General features: G+C 72.6%; 16 protein-coding genes. 9 read left to right on the top strand and 7 right to left on the bottom strand.

What is annotated here, in order from left to right:
- Window positions 1-31: 31 nt before the first annotated feature.
- Window positions 32-1,699 (bottom strand): acyl-CoA dehydrogenase family protein, encoded by a 1,668-nt coding sequence (locus tag ACIB24_RS19155; protein ID WP_398283664.1) that lies wholly within the window; start codon window positions 1,697-1,699, stop codon window positions 32-34.
- 126 nt (window positions 1,700-1,825) lie between these two features.
- Between ACIB24_RS19155 and ACIB24_RS19150 the strand changes: the two genes are divergently transcribed.
- The 3 genes from ACIB24_RS19150 to ACIB24_RS19140 all read left to right on the top strand — a co-directional run bounded on the left by ACIB24_RS19150 (window position 1,826) and on the right by ACIB24_RS19140 (window position 4,796).
- Complete coding sequence (locus tag ACIB24_RS19150; RefSeq protein WP_398283662.1) at window positions 1,826-2,968, top strand: YihY/virulence factor BrkB family protein; 1,143 nt, start codon at window positions 1,826-1,828, stop codon at window positions 2,966-2,968.
- Between the two features lie 306 nt (window positions 2,969-3,274).
- The gene (rsgA, locus tag ACIB24_RS19145) at window positions 3,275-4,222 is read left to right on the top strand and encodes a ribosome small subunit-dependent GTPase A (RefSeq protein WP_398283660.1); all 948 of its coding nucleotides are present in this window, start codon (window positions 3,275-3,277) and stop codon (window positions 4,220-4,222) included.
- Between the two features lie 112 nt (window positions 4,223-4,334).
- A complete protein-coding gene (locus ACIB24_RS19140) occupies window positions 4,335-4,796 on the top strand; it encodes a hypothetical protein (RefSeq protein ID WP_398283658.1) in 462 nt (153 codons plus the stop codon).
- Between the two features lie 20 nt (window positions 4,797-4,816).
- Here the strand turns inward: ACIB24_RS19140 and ACIB24_RS19135 are convergent, their stop codons facing one another.
- Together ACIB24_RS19135 and ACIB24_RS19130 are read right to left on the bottom strand one after the other, a co-directional pair.
- On the bottom strand, window positions 4,817-5,896 hold the full coding sequence (locus ACIB24_RS19135) for a calcium:proton antiporter (protein ID WP_398283656.1): 1,080 nt from the start codon (window positions 5,894-5,896) through the stop codon (window positions 4,817-4,819).
- The gene (locus ACIB24_RS19130) at window positions 5,893-6,165 is read right to left on the bottom strand and encodes a DUF2277 domain-containing protein (RefSeq protein ID WP_398283654.1); all 273 of its coding nucleotides are present in this window, start codon (window positions 6,163-6,165) and stop codon (window positions 5,893-5,895) included. Before ACIB24_RS19130 ends, ACIB24_RS19135 begins: the two co-directional genes overlap by 4 nt.
- 55 nt (window positions 6,166-6,220) lie before the next feature.
- Here ACIB24_RS19130 and ACIB24_RS19125 point away from each other — a divergent pair, with 55 nt between their 5' ends.
- Window positions 6,221-6,751: a phosphoribosyltransferase gene (locus ACIB24_RS19125; protein WP_398283652.1), complete on the top strand. Its 531-nt coding sequence runs from the start codon at window positions 6,221-6,223 to the stop codon at window positions 6,749-6,751.
- Between the two features lie 18 nt (window positions 6,752-6,769).
- Here the strand turns inward: ACIB24_RS19125 and ACIB24_RS19120 are convergent, their stop codons facing one another.
- Both ACIB24_RS19120 and ACIB24_RS19115 read right to left on the bottom strand, forming a co-directional pair.
- Window positions 6,770-7,762 (bottom strand): anion permease, encoded by a 993-nt coding sequence (locus tag ACIB24_RS19120; protein ID WP_398283650.1) that lies wholly within the window; start codon window positions 7,760-7,762, stop codon window positions 6,770-6,772.
- On the bottom strand, window positions 7,759-8,376 hold the full coding sequence (locus tag ACIB24_RS19115) for a DUF47 domain-containing protein (RefSeq protein ID WP_398283648.1): 618 nt from the start codon (window positions 8,374-8,376) through the stop codon (window positions 7,759-7,761). Before ACIB24_RS19115 ends, ACIB24_RS19120 begins: the two co-directional genes overlap by 4 nt.
- Before the next feature lie 97 nt (window positions 8,377-8,473).
- On the opposite strand from ACIB24_RS19115, the gene pepN reads away from it, so the two are divergent.
- From pepN to ACIB24_RS19090, 5 genes are all read left to right on the top strand, one after another.
- Window positions 8,474-10,978 carry an aminopeptidase N gene (pepN, locus tag ACIB24_RS19110; protein ID WP_398283647.1) on the top strand — a complete coding sequence of 835 codons (2,505 nt, stop codon included), beginning with the start codon at window positions 8,474-8,476 and terminating at the stop codon, window positions 10,976-10,978.
- Between the two features lie 191 nt (window positions 10,979-11,169).
- A complete protein-coding gene (locus ACIB24_RS19105; protein WP_398283645.1) occupies window positions 11,170-12,963 on the top strand; it encodes an alpha/beta hydrolase in 1,794 nt (597 codons plus the stop codon).
- Entirely contained in the window at window positions 12,951-13,544 is a 594-nt protein-coding gene (locus tag ACIB24_RS19100; protein WP_398283643.1) for an LppA family lipoprotein, read from the top strand. The genes ACIB24_RS19105 and ACIB24_RS19100 overlap by 13 nt, the downstream gene beginning before the upstream one ends.
- A gap of 40 nt (window positions 13,545-13,584) precedes the next feature.
- Window positions 13,585-14,598: a DUF3048 domain-containing protein gene (locus ACIB24_RS19095; RefSeq protein WP_398283641.1), complete on the top strand. Its 1,014-nt coding sequence runs from the start codon at window positions 13,585-13,587 to the stop codon at window positions 14,596-14,598.
- Window positions 14,595-15,014, top strand: a complete 420-nt coding sequence (locus tag ACIB24_RS19090) for an ester cyclase (RefSeq protein WP_398283639.1) — start codon at window positions 14,595-14,597, stop codon at window positions 15,012-15,014. Before ACIB24_RS19095 ends, ACIB24_RS19090 begins: the two co-directional genes overlap by 4 nt.
- A 14-nt stretch (window positions 15,015-15,028) precedes the next feature.
- Here ACIB24_RS19090 and ACIB24_RS19085 read toward each other — a convergent pair whose 3' ends face one another.
- Window positions 15,029-15,568, bottom strand: a complete 540-nt coding sequence (locus ACIB24_RS19085; RefSeq protein WP_398283637.1) for an MOSC domain-containing protein — start codon at window positions 15,566-15,568, stop codon at window positions 15,029-15,031.
- A gap of 41 nt (window positions 15,569-15,609) precedes the next feature.
- On the bottom strand, window positions 15,610-15,816 hold the full coding sequence (locus tag ACIB24_RS19080; RefSeq protein ID WP_398283635.1) for a DUF2945 domain-containing protein: 207 nt from the start codon (window positions 15,814-15,816) through the stop codon (window positions 15,610-15,612).
- Between the last annotated feature and the right edge of the window lie 160 nt (window positions 15,817-15,976).

Genomic DNA, 15,976 nt, shown 5'->3' with positions numbered 1-15,976 from the left:
GCCGGGCGACCGGGACCGATTTACACCCTTTTCACTCGGGAAGGGCCCGTTCCACGATGGTCCGGGTGACCGTTCGGCCCACCGGCAACGTCCCGAACACGGCGCCCACGCCCGCCGCGACCCGCGTGGTCAGGAAGGTCGCCGCCACCGAGGGCGGGCTGCACCGGACCAGCAGCGACGCCTGCAGCACGACGGCCAGCCGCTGCACCATCCACCGGGCGCCCGCCTCGACCGCGGCCGGGTCGCGCCGGGCCTCGCGAGCCGCGGCCTGCAGGAAGCCCGCCACCTCGTCCATCGCCCGGTCGAGCCGCTCGTCCGCGCCGCGGGCCCGGTCGATCTCGGCCAGCAGCACCTCCATCGACCGCGGCTGGACGGCCATCGACTTCAGCACGTCGAGCGCGCTGACGTTGCCGGGCCCCTCCCACATCGACCCGGCCAGGGCGTCGCGGTACAACCGCCCGAGGCCGTGCTCCTCGACGTACCCGTTGCCGCCCAGGCACTCGACGGCCTCGGCCACCACGGCCGGCGCCCGCTTGCAGACCCAGAACTTGGCCACCGGCACGCACGAGCGCAGCAGTTCCGTCTCCCCGGCGTCGACGGCGGCGGCCAACCGCATGGCCAGCACCGTGGCCGCCTCGCTCTCCATCGCCAGATCCGCGAGAACGTTCTGCATGAGCGGCTTCTCGACCAGCGCGGAGCCCAACACCTCGCGGTGGCGGGCGTGGTGGACGGCCCGGGTCAGCGCCGCCCGCATCTGCCCGGCCGAGCGCAGTACGTTGTCCAGCCGGGCCGCCGAGTACATGCCGGTCAGCGCCCGGACCCCGCGCCCCTCCTCGCCGAGCCGCACCGCCCACGTGCCGTCCAGCTCGATCTCGGCCGGCGGGTTCGACCGGGTGCCGACCATGTCCTTCAGCCGCATCACCCGCAGCGGGTTCACGGTCCCGTCGTCCAGCACCCGCGGCACCAGGAAGCACGTCTGACCGCCCGGGGCCTCGGCCAGCGTGACCTGGACGTCGGCCATCGGCGAGGACACGAACCACTTCTGCCCCGTCAGCCGGTAGTTCGGGCCGCCGGCCAGCGGACCGCCGGCCGAGGACTCGAGTCGGGCGGTCGTCGTCCCGGTGCTCAGGTCGGCCCCGCCCTGGCGCTCGGTGGCGGCCACCCCCGCGAGCGAACCGAGCTTGTCGCCCGGCGGGCGCAGCCCGGCCTCGTACGAGCGGGACGCGAGCCGCGGCAGCCAGATCGTCTCCAGCTGGTCGTCGCTGCGCAGCGCGGGGACGGTGGCGTAGCTGGTGGTCAGGGTCGACAGGGCGCCCGTCTCCAGCTGCGACCAGACCAGCACCCCGGCGGCCCGGGCCGTGTGCGCCCGCCCCGGCGCGTCCAGCTCCCAGGGACCCGCGGTCAGCCCGGCCCGCACGGCCGCCTGCAGCAACCGGTGCCAGGACGGGTGGTAGTCGACCTCATCGATCCGGCGGCCGAACGCGTCGTAGGCCCGCAGCGTGGGCGGATGCCGGTCGACGGCCTCGGCCCACTGCGCGGAGCGGGCCGCGCCGACCAGCCGGCCCAGGTCGCGCAGGTCGGCCAGGTGGCCCTTCGCCTCGTGCCGCTCCACCGCCTCGACCAGGGCCACGTCGTCGGAGAAGACGTCACGGTCGACGGGCGCGGCCACCAGGTTCAGCGCGTCGTCGGATTCCGGCACGGGGCCCACGGTACTCACCCGTTCGGCCCAGGCGTATCCCTCGACGCCACCTCGTGACCGCCCCGGGACGGCCCCGGGAGGGCCCTCACGGGCCCTGCTCGCCCGTCCGGCGGATACCGTGGTGACGTGGCGGCGGATGCGAGCCTGCGCGCCCGGTTGGCCCAGGCCCGGGCGACCGAGGCCAGCTATCGGGGTCTGCTGCGCCGTTTCCTCCGGTTCCTCTGGAAGCTGACCGTCCGCACCACCCGCACGTGCCTGCGCTACCGGGTGACCGGTCTGGCCGCCGAGGCCGGCTTCTTCGCCCTGCTCTCGCTGCCCCCGCTCGTGCTCGGGCTGGTCGGGTCGATCGGGTTCATCGGGCAGCTGATGGGCCAGTCCGTGGTCGCCGACCTGCGCCAGCAGCTGCGCGAGCTGACCCTGACCTTCCTGACCGCCGACAGCGTCGCCTCGGTGATCCTGCCGACCTTCGACCAGGTGCTGGACGGCGGGCGCGCCGACATCGTCTCGCTGGGGTTCGTGCTCTCGCTGTGGTCGGGTTCGCGCGCCCTGAACGTCTACGTCGACACGATCTCCATCATGTACGGGTTGGGCGGGCACCGGGGGATCGTCCGGACCCGGGTGCTGTCGTTCTCGTTGTACGTCGGCACGCTGCTGGCCGGCGTCGTGCTGTTCCCGCTGGTCCTGGTCGGGCCGGGCATGCTGGCCCGGTTGCTGGAGTCCGCCAACCTGCACCTGCTGGCCGAGCTGGGCGGGTCCAACCTCCTGTACTGGCCGGTCGTCACGATCGTCGCGGTCACCGGCCTGACCACGCTCTTCCACATCGCCACCCCGGTGCGGTCGCCGTGGCGGCACGACCTGCCGGGGGCGGTCCTGGCCCTGCTGATCTGGGTGCTGGCCAGCTACGTCCTGCGCTGGACGATCGCCGCCTCGGTGGACGGGGCCTCCATTTACGGGCCCCTGGCCGCGCCGATCGTCGTGCTGATCTGGCTGTACTTCCTGGCCATCGCCGTGCTGATCGGCGCCGCCCTGAACGCCGTGATCGACGAGATGTTCCCGTCGGCGAACCGGGTGGCCGCGCGCCGGGCCGGCGGCGCCTTCGAGGGCACCGTTCCGATGACCCCGCAGCGCGACCCGGCGCAGGAGGTGGGCTGGCCGGACGACGTCCCGCTGTCCGGGCCCGCCGTCACCGGGCTCGTCCCGCCCGTGCCCACGGCCGTCGTCGCAGAAGCGCCGGAAAACGGCTCGACCGAGGACCGGCGCCCGGCGTAACGTGTCGTTCACCTGAATCAGGGTTCTCGCGCCACGTGGGCGCGGGGGTCGCAGCGCCGCACGGCCCAGGCGTACCCGCCGGGTCGTTCGCGGCAGGAGGAGGAGAAGAGCGCATGACCGTCACGGTCGACGCTGCGCGCCTCGAGGCGCCCTCCGCCGTCGCTCCTCCCGCGCCCGCCTGACGTCTCGGTCAGGCGAGGCCTGACCGAAACGAGACTTCAAGTGTCACAAGCATTTCCGTATGCCCTAGTACTACGCGTCGATCGTGGCGCGACGCTCGTCGAAACCGACGGTCGTGAACCCTTCGTGGCTCGGGTGCCGTCGTGGTTGCCCGAACCGCCCTGCACGGGGGACGTCGTCCGGCTGACCCTCGACGTGCCGCTCGACGAGCCCCCGTTCGTCGAGGAGGTGCTGCCCCGGCGCTCGCTGCTGAAGCGGGCCGACGCGGGCGGCAGTTCGCAGCAACAGGCCCTGGCCGCCAACGTCGACGTGGTCGCCGTGGTGGCCGCGTTCGACCCGGTCGCCAAACGCTCAGTGCACGCCGGCCGGATCGAACGGATGCTCACCCTGGCCTGGGCCAGCGGCGCCGAACCCGTCGTCCTGCTGACCAAGGCCGACCTGCACCCGGACGCCGACGAGGTGGCCGCCTCGCTCGCGGCCCGGACGGCGTGCACGGTGCTGCCGGTCTCGTCGCGCACCGGGGCGGGGCTGGACGACGTGCGCGGGCTGCTCGAGGGCGGCCGCGTGGTGGCCCTCCTCGGGCCGTCGGGCGCCGGCAAGTCCAGCCTCGTCAACGCGCTCGCGGACGCCGAGACGATGGCCGTGCAGGAGGTGCGCGGCGACGGCAAGGGCCGGCACACCACCGTCACCCGGGAGTTGCGCCGGGTGGCCGGGGGAGCGGTGATCGACGGCCCGGGCCTGCGCGGCGCCGGGCTGGCCGGCGGTGAGGCGGACGACGGGAGCCTGGACCGCGCCTTCGCCGACGTCGCCGCCCTGGCCGAACGGTGCCGGTTCGCCGACTGTGCGCACGAGTCCGAACCCGGGTGCGCGGTGAGGGGGGCGGTGGCCGCCGGGTCGCTCAACCCGGACCGGCTGGCCGCGTGGCGGAAGCTCCAGGCCGAGAGCCGGTGGCAGGAGCGGCGCCGGGACGCCCGGCTCGCCTCCGAGGACCGGGCGGCGGTCCGGGCGCTCCACCGGGGTGCCTACAAGGAGATCCGGGAACGCAGCCGGGCCAAGAACCGGGGCCGCCGCTGACCTGCACTATGCCCTTCCAGTGGGGGTGTTCGGCGCTCATTTCACGTCGAATCACCCCCACTGGAGGGGCATACCGCTTGGGTTGGGGGCGTCGGGTGCCGATCCCCCTCGGGTGAGCCCGGCGGAGATCGGTCACACCCTGACGTTGGTGCCGACGTCGGGGCAGGTCGTCGTGCTCGCGCTCATGCTCGGCTGCGGGATCTGGGCGGCCCGGGCCAAGACCCGCCTGGCCTTCGTCGCGCTCGGTGCCTGCCTGCTGTTCTGGCTGCGCGCCAACTCGCACCTCGAGGGCACGGTGCTGATCAGCTTCAGCCCCGCCCACGGTCTGACCCTGGCCGACCTGCTCGTGCCGCTCGTCGTGGCCTTCGTGCTGAAGGGGCAGACCGAGCGGCGCAAGCGCGACCGGCGGACCGACGGCCGGGTGGGCGGCCGACGGGCCACCGACCCCCAGCCGGCCGAAGCGGTCGGGGAGCAGCCCGTGGAACAGGCGGGCGACGTCCTCCCGCTGCCGCAGGCCCGCACCGGCGAGCACGACGAACCCGCGGTGGTCCGCGAGGCCGATCCGAACGACTGACCACCGACCGGTGTGGGCGGCTAGGGGTTCACAGCGAGGAACACGAACGCCGCGAACAGCACCAGGTGCACCTCGCCCTGCAGCCGGGTGGCGCGCCCGGGCACGATCGTCAGCGCCGAGACGACGACGGTCAGCACCAGCAGCGCCAGCTGGGTCGCGCCCAGGCCGAGCACCAGCGGCCCGTCCAGCCAGATCGAGGCCACCGCGATCGCCGGGATGGTCAGCCCGATGCTGGCCATCGCCGACCCGAGGCCCAGGTTCAGGCTGATCTGGACCCGGTCGCGCCGGGCGGCGTTCGCGGCGGCGATCGTCTCCGGCAGCAACACCAGCAGCGCGATCACGACGCCGACCACGGCCTGCGGGAAACCGGCCGCGTCGACGGCCTTCTCGATCGACGGCGACTCCACCTTGGCCAGGCCGACGACCCCGACCAGGGCCACCATGAGGAGGCCGAGCGAGGTCAGGGCGGCCCGGTTCGACGGTGGGGCGGCGTGCTCGTCCTCGACGCCGTCCCCGTCCTCGTCGCCGACCGGGAGGAAGTAGTCGCGGTGCCGGACGGTCTGGGTCAGCACGAACAGCCCGTAGAGCACGATCGAGGCCACCGCCGCGAAAGCCAGCTGGGCGGTGGTGAACTCGGAGCCACTGGCCCCCGTCGTGAACGTGGGCAGCACCAGGCTGAGGGTGGCCAGCACCGTCAGGGTGGCCAGCGCGCCGCCGGTGCCCTCGGCGTTGAACGAGGCCGTGCCCCGCCGGAACGCGCCGATCAGCAGCGACAGCCCGACGATCCCGTTGCACGTGATCATCACCGCCGCGAAGACCGTGTCCCGGGCGAGGGTCTCGGTGCCGTCCCCGCCCGACACCATCAGGGTCACGATCAACCCGACCTCGATGACCGTGACGGCCACCGCCAGCACCAGCGAGCCGTACGGTTCGCCGACGCGGTGGGCGACGACCTCGGCGTGGTGCACCGCGGCGAGCACGGCCCCGGCCAGCACGACCGCGACCACCGCGACCACGACCCCCGGCAGGTCCTTACGACCCCAGGTGCCGGCGAGCAGGAGGACGGAGAGGACGGGGGCGAGCGTCGTCCAGCGCCTCATGCGGTCCCGAACCGGGCGCGACTGCGGACGATCGCCCGCTCGCGCTCGACCTCACGGTTCTTGGGCGGGGCGCTCGTGGTGAGGTGGTCGAGCAGGTGCGCCGTGGCGTGGGCGACGGCGGCGACGGCCTCGTCGAACGCGGCCTGGTTGGCCGCGGAGGGTTTCGCCGTGCCGCTGATCTTGCGCACGTACTGCAGGGCCGCCGCCGTGACCTCGTCGTTCGTGGCGGGCGGCTCGAAGTTGTGCAAGGTCCGGATGTTGCGGCACATGGCTTCCTCCAGTCGTTGCCTACGCGTCAATCATGGCCCGTCTACGCTTCAACGCATGAGCGCACCCGAGGTCTCCCCGCCCGGCCCCCAGGTCTCCGCCGAAGGCAGCCACGTCCCGGAGGTCCGGGAGGTGCTGACCTGGGCCGATTTCGGTGACGCGGGTCGCGAGCTGGCCCGCGTCGTGGCCGCGGACTTCGAGCCCGACGTCGTGGTCGCCGTGGCCCGCGGCGGCCTGCTGCCGGCCGGCGCGGTCTCGTACGCACTGGGCGTGAAGGCGATCGGCACGCTGAACGTCGAGTTCTACACCGACATCGCCGAGACCCTGCCCGACCCGGTCGTGCTGCCGCCCGTGCTCGACGGGGGCGCCCTGAACGGGCTGAAGGCTCTGGTGGTGGACGACGTCGCCGACTCCGGCCGGACCCTCGCCCTGGTGCTCGACCTGGTCCGCTCCTACGGCGCTGAGGCCCGCTCCGCGGTCCTCTACGCGAAGCCCACCTCGGTCGTCGAGCCCGACTTCGTCTGGAAGCGCACCGACCGCTGGATCACCTTCCCGTGGTCGGCGCTGCCTCCGGTCACGGCCGACTGATGGTCACCGCCGACTGAGTCACGCGAGCCAGAACAGCGCCGCGTAGGCCAGCGCGGCCACCGCGGCCGAGGCGGGCAGCGTGAGCACCCAGGCCGTCGCGATGTCGCCGGCCACCCCCCACCGCACGGCGGAGCGCCGCTTCGTCGCCCCCACGCCCATGATCGCCGAGGTGATCGTGTGGGTGGTCGAGATGGGCGCGTGGAAGGCGAAGGCGGTCGTGTAGAGCACCGACGCGGCCACGGACTCGGCCACGAACCCCCGCGGCGGGTCGAGCTGGATCACTCCGCGGCCCAGGGTGCGCATGATCCGCCAGCCGCCGGACGCCGTCCCGAGGCTGATCGCGGCGGCCGCCGACAGCGTCACCCACAGCGGGACCGACGTCCCGGAGTGGTACCCGCCCGCGACGAGGGCCAGCGTGATCACGCCCATCGTCTTCTGCGCGTCCTGCAGTCCGTGGCCGAGGGACATGGCGGCCGCCGAGACGGTCTGCGCCGCCCGGAACCGCCGGGCGGCCGCGCCGGGACTCGCCCGGCGGAAGAGCCACAGCACGGCGACCATCGCGACGAACGCCAGGGTGAACCCGACCAGCGGCGACAGCACCATCGGGATCACGACCTTCTCGAAGATCACCGCCCAGTGCACCGTCGAGGAGGAGACGAGCGCCGCGCCGGCCAGCCCGCCGATCAGGGCGTGCGAGGAGGACGAGGGCAGGCCGAGGTACCAGGTGACCAGGTTCCAGGTGATCGCCCCGATCAACCCGGCCAGCACGATGACCATGCCGTGGTCGCCGCGGGGCGGGCCGATGATGCCGTTGCCGATCGTCTCCGCCACCCCGTGCCCGAGCAGGGCGCCGATCACGTTGAACACGGCGGCCATCAGCAGCGCCGCCCGCGGGGTCAGGGCCCGGGTCGAGACCGACGTGGCGATGGAGTTGGCGGCGTCGTGAAAACCGTTGGTGTAGTCGAAGAACAGGGCCACCCCGACCACGACGACGATGAGCGCGAGGGTCATGACTCCTTCACGGCGATGGTCTCGACGTGGTGCGAGACGGTCTCGAAGGCGTCGGCCGCGGCCTCCAGCGCGTCGATGACCTCCTTGACCTTCAGCAGCTCCATCGCGTCGGTGCCGCGGAACAGGTCCTGGATCATGTCGCGGTAGGTCGCGTCGGCGTCGTTCTCCAGCCGGTTGATCTCCACCCAGTAGTCCTTCAGACCCTTCATCGTGGCCAGCCTCGGCATCGCCGCGGCGGTCTCCTCGGCCTGCCGGCGCAGCACGGCCAGCACCTCGCCCACACCCTCGGGCAGGGCCTTGGGCCGGGTCAGCACCAGCATGTCGGCGGCCGCCTCCATGTGGTCCATGCAGTCGTCCAGCGCCGAGGCCAGCGCGTAGATGTCCTCCCGGTCGAAGGGCGTCACGAACGTCGAGTTCAGCCGCCGCATGGTGGCGTGCGTGATCTCGTCGGAGCGGTGTTCGGCGTCCCGCATGGCCAGCGCGAGCTCGGGCCGGTCGTCCGGAGCGGCCCGGACGACGTCCGCCAGCCGGTCCGCACCGTCCACCAGGCTGTTCGCCGCCTGGACCAGCAGATCGATGATCGCGGTGTCCCGCGGCGTCAGGGTCAGTCGCACAACTACCTCCACAGGGGTTCGCGCGAGCGTACGACCACCCACGGCGATCGGCGCACCCGGGCGCGCCCGAACGGGCTTAGACGGCATGATCTGTGCCATGGCATCCCTCACGCGTGACGAGGCCCGGGCCCGGGCGGAACTGTTGACCGTCGACTCCTACGACCTGCTCATCGACCTGCAGGACCTGCGCGAGGGCAGCACGTTGCAGGTCTGGTCGGAGATCACGTTCGTGGCCCGCCGGGCGGGGGAGACGTTCGTCGACATCGTCGCGGAGCAGGTGGAGGCCACCCTCGACGGGCAGCTCCTCGACACGTCCGGCTACGACGGGGCCCGGCTGCCGCTGACGGTCACGCCCGGCATCCACCGGCTGTCGGTCCACTCGACCACGACCCGCACGTCCGAGCGGGCCGGTATCCACCGGGTCGTCGACCCGGGCGACGGCGAGCCCTACGTGTGGACGTCGTTCGAGCCGGACGACGCGCGCCGCGTGTTCGCCTGCTTCGACCAGCCCGACCTGAAGTCCACGTTCCAGCTGCAGGTGGTCGCGCCCGCGGCCTGGACGGTGGCCAGCAACACCCCGGCCGAGAAGGTGGGCGACCTGCCCGACGACGCCCGGGTGTGGGCGTTCGGCCGGACGCCGAAGCTGTCCACCTACCTGGTCGTCGTGTGCGCCGGTCCGTTCCACGAGGTCCGGCGGCAGGTCCCGGGCGCCCCCGAGGGCGGCACCTACGACCTCGGGCTGCTGGCCCGCAAGAGCCTCGCCGGCTACCTGGACGAGCAGGCCGACGAGCTGTTCGACCTCACCGCGAAGGGGCTGGCGTTCTTCGGCGAGCGGTTCGGGATGCCGTTCCCGCAGAGCCAGTACACGCAGGTGTTCTGCCCCGACTTCCAGGGCGCGATGGAGAACTGGGGCTGCGTCACCTGGATGGACTCGTTCGTCTTCCGGGCGGCGCCGACCGCGACCGAGCGCGAGCTGCGGGCGATCATCCTGCTGCACGAGATGGCGCACATGTGGTTCGGCGACATCGTGACGATGCGCTGGTGGGACGACCTGTGGCTGAACGAGTCGTTCGCCGACTGGGCCGCGGTCTGGGCCACCGCCGAGACGACCGAGTTCACCGGGGCCTGGGCCTCGTTCCTCGGCAACCGCAAGGAGGCCGGGTACACGGCCGACCGCAGCCCCGCGACCCACCCGATCCGGCAGGACGTGCCGACCGTCGAGGCGGCCAAGGCGGCCTTCGACATGGTCACGTACGCCAAGGGAGCCAGCGTGCTGCGGCAGCTGACGGTCTACGCGGGGGAGGACGACTTCGTCGCCGGGCTCGGCACCCACTTCGAGCGGCACGCGTTCGACAACGCCACGCTGGAGGACCTGCTCGAGTCCGTCGGGTCGTCGTCCGGGCGTGAGCTGGGCCAGTGGGCCAAGGAGTGGCTGCTGACCGCCGGCACCGACACGCTGACCCTCCAGGCGGAGGCCGAGGACGGGCGGTACACGGCGGTGCGCGTCCTCGTCGAGCCGCCCGCGCAGTACCCGGCGCAGCGGCCGCACCGCCTCGGTCTCGGGGTGTACGACGTCGACGGCGAGCCGCGCCGGCGTGAGCTGCTCGATCTGGAGGTCAGCGGGCCGTCGACCGACGTCCCTCAGCTCGTGGGGGCGCCGGTCGCCGACCTGCTGCTGCTCAACGACGGCGACCGCACGTTCGCCCGGGTCCGCCCCGACGACGCGTGGCTCGCCGCGCTGCTGGAGTTCGGGGCCCGGCTGCCCGACCCGGTCAGCCGCGCGCTGGTGCGGCTCACGCTCTGGCACCTGGTGGACGACGGGCGCCTGGCCGCGCGCGAGGTCGTCCGGTACGTCGTGGGCGCGTTGGCGGTCGAGACCGAGGCCAGCGTCCGGGAGGGCCTGCTGCGCACCGGGGTGGCGGCCGTCCTCGACTGGTCCGGACCGGCCGACGCGGTGGCCGGGGGGAACGAGTTGGCCCGGGCCTGCCTCGATCTGGCCGTGCGGGTGGCCCCGACCGATCCGGCGACCCGGCTGTCCGCCCTGCAGGCGGCGCTCGCCGTGGCCTCCGACGCCGACCTGCTGGCCGAGCTCGACGAGTTGGTCGGTGACGACGTCGACCTGCGCTGGCGCTGGCTGACCCGCCGGGCGGCGACCGGCAACTACGACGAGCAGGCCGTGGCCGACCTGCTGGCCCGCGACCCCGACCCGGACGCGTCGTCCCGGGCGGTGGCCGTGCGCGCCGCCCGCCCCGAGGTGGAGGCCAAGGAGGAGGTCTGGCAGGCGGTCATCGTGGAGCGCAGCGTGCCGTTGCAGGCCTACCTGGCGGTCGGCCGGGCGTTCTGGGACCCGGCGCACGCCGCTGTCCTGGAGCGGTTCGCCGCGCGATACCTGGACGTGCTGGCGCGGCTGGGCGAGGGCGGGATGACGGCCGCCCTGGCCACCGTGCGCCAGCTGTTCCCCCGGCACGGCGTCGACGCTGACTTCCCTCGCCGGGCAACCGAACTGGCGAGCGCCGACGACGTCAGCCCGCTGGTTCGCAACCAGGTCACCGAGGCGGCCTCGACGTTGGAGCGGATGTTGCGGGCCCGCGGACTCGTCTGAGGCCCAGGCGCGCCGGGTCGTGATGTTACGACGGTGCGACACGATCCCGAATGACCGTTTCGCGTTGCTAAGGTCGCGCCCGGGGACGGTCGGGTTGGGGGTCTGGTGGGGTTCGAAGTCGTCATCGAGGAATTGCGCGCGTGCGACGACATGAGCAGACGTGCGTTCACGGATCTTGATCGGCAGGTGCCGTGAGCGCGGGCTGGTCGACGGTGCGGCGTTGGGACCGGGAACCGGTGGAGGCGGCGAGTCAGGCCTTGCTGGGGGTCGAGGACCGCCTGCTGTCGCTCGACGACGAGGTGCGCGGTTCGGCGACGAAGCAATGGTTCGGCCTGGCCGCCGAGGGGGCGCGGGTTGAACTGACCGGCATCCGTGAGGAGCTGGAGGACCGGGTCACCGAGGTGACCGCCGTGCGCCGGGCTCTGGCCGAGGCCGCCGATGCGATCCACGGAGTGCAGAACGCTGTGGCCGCCGTGGAACGGTTCGCACATGCCAACGGGCTGCGGATCAGCGACAACGGCATGGTGTCCGATGTCGAAGGGGCCGGAAAACGGTACGCGACCCAGCACGACGCGGACGTGGCGGACGCCGAGCGCCGGGCTCTGGTGCAGGAATGCGTCACGCGTATCGACGAGACGGTGCGCAAGGCCGCCGAGATCGACCGGGACCTGTGCCGGGTGCTGCGCGACGGAGTCCTGGCCGGGAGGCTGGCGGCGACCGACGCGGCGAGCCTGACGGCGGCGCAACAGGTGGGGTACGTGTTCGCCGAGGACGGGCAGTACGCGCCGCCGAGCGGCGGCCCCGACGGCACGGGGACGGCGGCCCAGAACGCCGGGTGGTGGGCCGCCCTGTCGGACGTCGAGCGGGAGGCGGTCATCTACAACCATCCCGAGTGGATCGGCAACCGTGACGGGGTGCCCGCCTGGGCCCGGGACCGGGCGAACCGCCTGCTGCTGCCGCAGCTGAGTGCCTCAGTGGACCAGCAGATCTCGGTCCTGGAGGCACAGCGCGAGTACCGGCGGCAGCAGGAGCTCGACAAGCTCCTGACCACCGGCCAGGGCGGCAACTACGGCGACGTCGACGACCCCGTGCTCTACCAGGACATCGACGCCAAGCTGAGGGTGCTGCGCGAGCAGAAGGCGGCCCTGGCCACCGTGACCACCCTGGCCGGCAAACCCGACCACCACGTCCTCGGCCTCGACCTGTCACACGGCCGGCCGCAGGCGATCGTCGCGGTCGGTGACGTGGACGCCGCCCAGCACGTGGCCGTCTTCACGCCCGGTCTCGGGTCCTCGGTCGCCGGGATGACCGGCTACGACGACCACATGCGCGAACTTCAGTTGCGTGCGTCGAGGATGGCCTACGGCGAATCCGTCGCGACCGTGACGTGGATCGGCTACCAGTCGCCGCAGGTCGAGCCCGGCAGCCTCATCTCCGGGAATTCGGTCGCGCTGTCGGGGGCCGCAAGCCACGGCGGGCACGACCTGGCCGAGTTCTATCGCGGGATCAACGCCTCGCGCGCCGACGATCCGGACCTGACGGCCCTGGGTCACTCCTACGGGTCGACCACCACGGGGTACGCCCTCCAGGAGCAGAACACCGGCGTGGACCGGGCCGCCTTCTTCGGCTCTCCCGGGCTCGGGGTGGAGACAGTCGACGAGCTGAACGTGCCGAGCGGCACCGCCTCCTACGCGGAGGCCAAGTGGGACCCGGTGGGCGACCTCGACCGGTTCGGGGCCGACCCCACCACCATGGAGGGCATGAAGCAGCTGCAGACGGGTGCGGCCACGGCCCCGTACGGCACCGACTACAGCGGAACCCGGTTGAACGACGTCACCATGCACGCGTCGTACCTGAACGACGGCAGCACCAGCCAGTACAACCTGGCCACGATCGTGGCCAACCGCCCCGACGCGACCATCGCCGGTGCGAACGTGGGGGTCACGGACCAGCCGTGGTGGTGGTGGGGGCCGTGGAACGCCTGACCGTCGTCGTGCGCCGCCGGGCCCTGCGGCCCGTCGCACTGGGCCTGCTGGCGGTGATGCTCACCGGGTGCCCCGGTCGCGGAGAGGGGAACGACATGGAATCAGCGCAGGCACAGTTGCAGGCCCGGCCGAGCTACGAGGCGGCCGAGGCGGACTACCTCGCGATGCTGAACGAAATGCGCGCCGCCTTCAACGCGGTCAACCCCGACCTGCTCTGGCTCGACAAGCCCGGGGTCTTCAACGAGGGCTTCTGCGCACCGCCCTTCTCCGATGTGGACCAGGCGGCGTCGGCGAACTACGACAGCGGTGACGCGGCCGGCGAGCTCACGCCGGCCCAGTGGGAGCAGGCCGCCCAGGGCGTCGCCGCCGTCGGAGCCCGGCACGGGTTCACCCACGTCGAGCGCTTGAAGAACGGGCCGAGCCAGTTCTACGTCGTCCTGCACGGCCGCTGGGACGACAAGGTCGAATTCGGGTACGAGGCCAACCGGGTCGTCCTGTCGGTCTACGGCGCCTGCTTCATCCGCACCGTCCCGGCCACGCCCTACGACCCGTTCACCGAGGACGCCACTCCGTCCTCCTAGGGCCCGGCGCTCAGGTAGGTGCTGGGCTACGCTCGGCGGGGTGCTGAGGGCGGGACGTCGACCGGGGCGCGTACTGGCGATCGGCGCCGCCGTGGGGGTGTGGCTCGTCGTGACCGTGGCGGCGCTGGCCGCCTGCACCGGGCCGTCGACGCCACCGCTGGGCGGTGACGGTCCCGCCGCCGGCGGGCGCGCGACGACCACCACCCAGTCGCCGTTCACCGGGCAGCCTGTCGCGTTCGATCGGCCAGTGCTGGCCGTGAAGGTCGACAACTCCCCGGCCGCCCGGCCGCAGCGCAACCTGGACCAGGCCGACCTGGTCTACGTCGAGCGCGTCGAGGGTGGACTGTCCCGCTACCTGGCCGTCTACTCGTCGAGGATCCCCGCCGAGGTCGGCCCGGTGCGCAGCGCGCGGGAGAGCGACCTGGAGCTGCTGCGGCAGTTCGGCACGCCTGCGCTGGCCTTCTCGGGCGCCAACTCCGGAGTGCTGGCGCTGGTGAAACAGGCTCCGGTGAAAGACGTCTCGCCGAGCGTGGCTCGTTCCGCCTACTTCAGGGGCAGCGACCACCGGGCGCCGCACAACCTGTACGCGCGCGGCTCGGCCCTGCTCAAGGCGGTCACCGGGGTGAGCCCGGCGGGCGACATCGGGTTCCGCTTCGGCGACGCCCCGGGCGGTGGCGTCGAGAAGGCCTCCTACACCGTCCGGTACCCCGCGGCCCGGTTCACGTTCACCTGGTCGGCGGCGCGCGAACGCTGGCTGGTGTCCGTCGACGGCCGAAAAGCGACCACCAGCAGCGGTTCCCGGCTCGCGGCGGCGACGGTCGTCGTCCAGCGCACCGTGATCCGGCAGTCGCAGTTCCACGACGTGCTCGGCAACAACAGCCCGTACACGGAGACCGTCGGCCAGGGGAAGGCGACGGTACTGCGCGGCGGGCAGGCGTTCACGGGCACCTGGGCGCGCGGCACCGCCGCGGGCGGGACGACGTTCCGCACCGACGCCGGCGCGGCCCTCACCTTCGCGCGGGGGCAGGTCTGGCTGCTCTACCTGCCCGCATGAGCGGCGGCGACGAGGATCTGGCCGGCTTCTACGAGCGGTACCTGCGCACGTGCAACGAGCACCGGTTCGACGACCTGGGCGCCTTCGTCGCCGACGACGTCGAGGTGGACGACGAACCGGTGGGCCTCGCGGTCTACGTGGACGGGCTGCGCGCCCTCGTCGAGGGCTTCCCCGACTACCGGTGGCACCTGCGTCACCTGCTGGTGGACGGCGACCTGGTGTCGGCCCACTTCGAGGACACCGGAAGGCATCTCGGACAGTTGCGCCACCTCGGCCCGCGGTGGCGGCTACCCGCCACGGGGCGTCCGGTACGGGTGCAGGAGTTCGCGGTCTACCGGGTGCGGGACGGGCAGATCCGGCAGGTGTGGGCGCGCGGCGACGACCTGGCGGTGGTCGAACAGCTCACCCGCGACTGAGCGAGGCGCCAGGGTCAGACCGGTGCCAGCGGCGCGTGCGGGGCGTCGGGCCGGACGACGGTCAGCGGGTCTCCGGGGCGGACGTGGCCCCCCGCTCGAACCACGCCCATCACCCCGGCCGTGCGGGCCACGCGGCCCTCCTCGTCGTGCAGGACCTCGGCCAGCAGCCCGGCCTGGAACCCCTCGATCTGGCGGCACGGGTTGCGCAGCCCGGTCACCTCGACGACGGCCGTCTCGCCGAGGTGCAGCAGGGTCCCGGTGGGCAGGCCCAGCAGGTCGACGCCGCGGGTGGTGACGTTCTCGCCGAGCTGGCCGGGCCGGACGTCGTGCCCGGTGGCGCGCAGCCGGTCGTGCAGTTCCGCGTGGATCAGGTGCACCTGCCGGAGGTTCGGTTGCGACGGGTCGCGCGCCACCCGGCTGCGGTGCTGCACGGTGATGCCGGCGTGGGTGTCACCCTCGACGCCCCAGCCCTCGACGAGGACGATCTCGGCCTGCGGATCCTTGCTGAACTCGTGAACGGGGCTGGAGTGCACGGCGAGCACCTGGGCGACCATGGGGCCACGGTCCCCGAGATCGCTGGCGTCCGGCAAGGTGATTAGTGCTGAGGGGTCAGCGCGTCCGCCGTGTGGGCCGCGCGGGCGCCGGTCTTCGCGGACTCCACGATGAACCGCGGGTCGTCCTCGCTGGCCGTGAAATGCTGCCCGTCGAACGTGAAGTCGCTGGTCCGTCGCTCCACGACCTTGCCGTGCGTCTCGCCCTGCGAGGTGTTCCAGCTGACCTTCGATCCGACTCTGAGCGCCATCCCGTCAGGCTAGGGCGGTTCCGCGGAACCGCGCGTTAGGTCGTCGAGGCTCCGTAAATCCTTGTTCGAGACTGTCCGATTTCCGGTGTAACCGGGTCTGACGGTTTCAGTTGGTGGTGCTCGGTGTGAGCCGTCCTTCGAAGGTGATCGCGAAGGCGTT

It is taken from the genome of Spongisporangium articulatum, assembly GCF_044465595.1.
GTDB lineage: Bacteria > Actinomycetota > Actinomycetes > Actinomycetales > Kineosporiaceae > Spongisporangium > Spongisporangium articulatum.
Note: the sequence above shows the minus strand (reverse complement) of the source record. Positions and strands in the feature narration are given on the sequence as shown.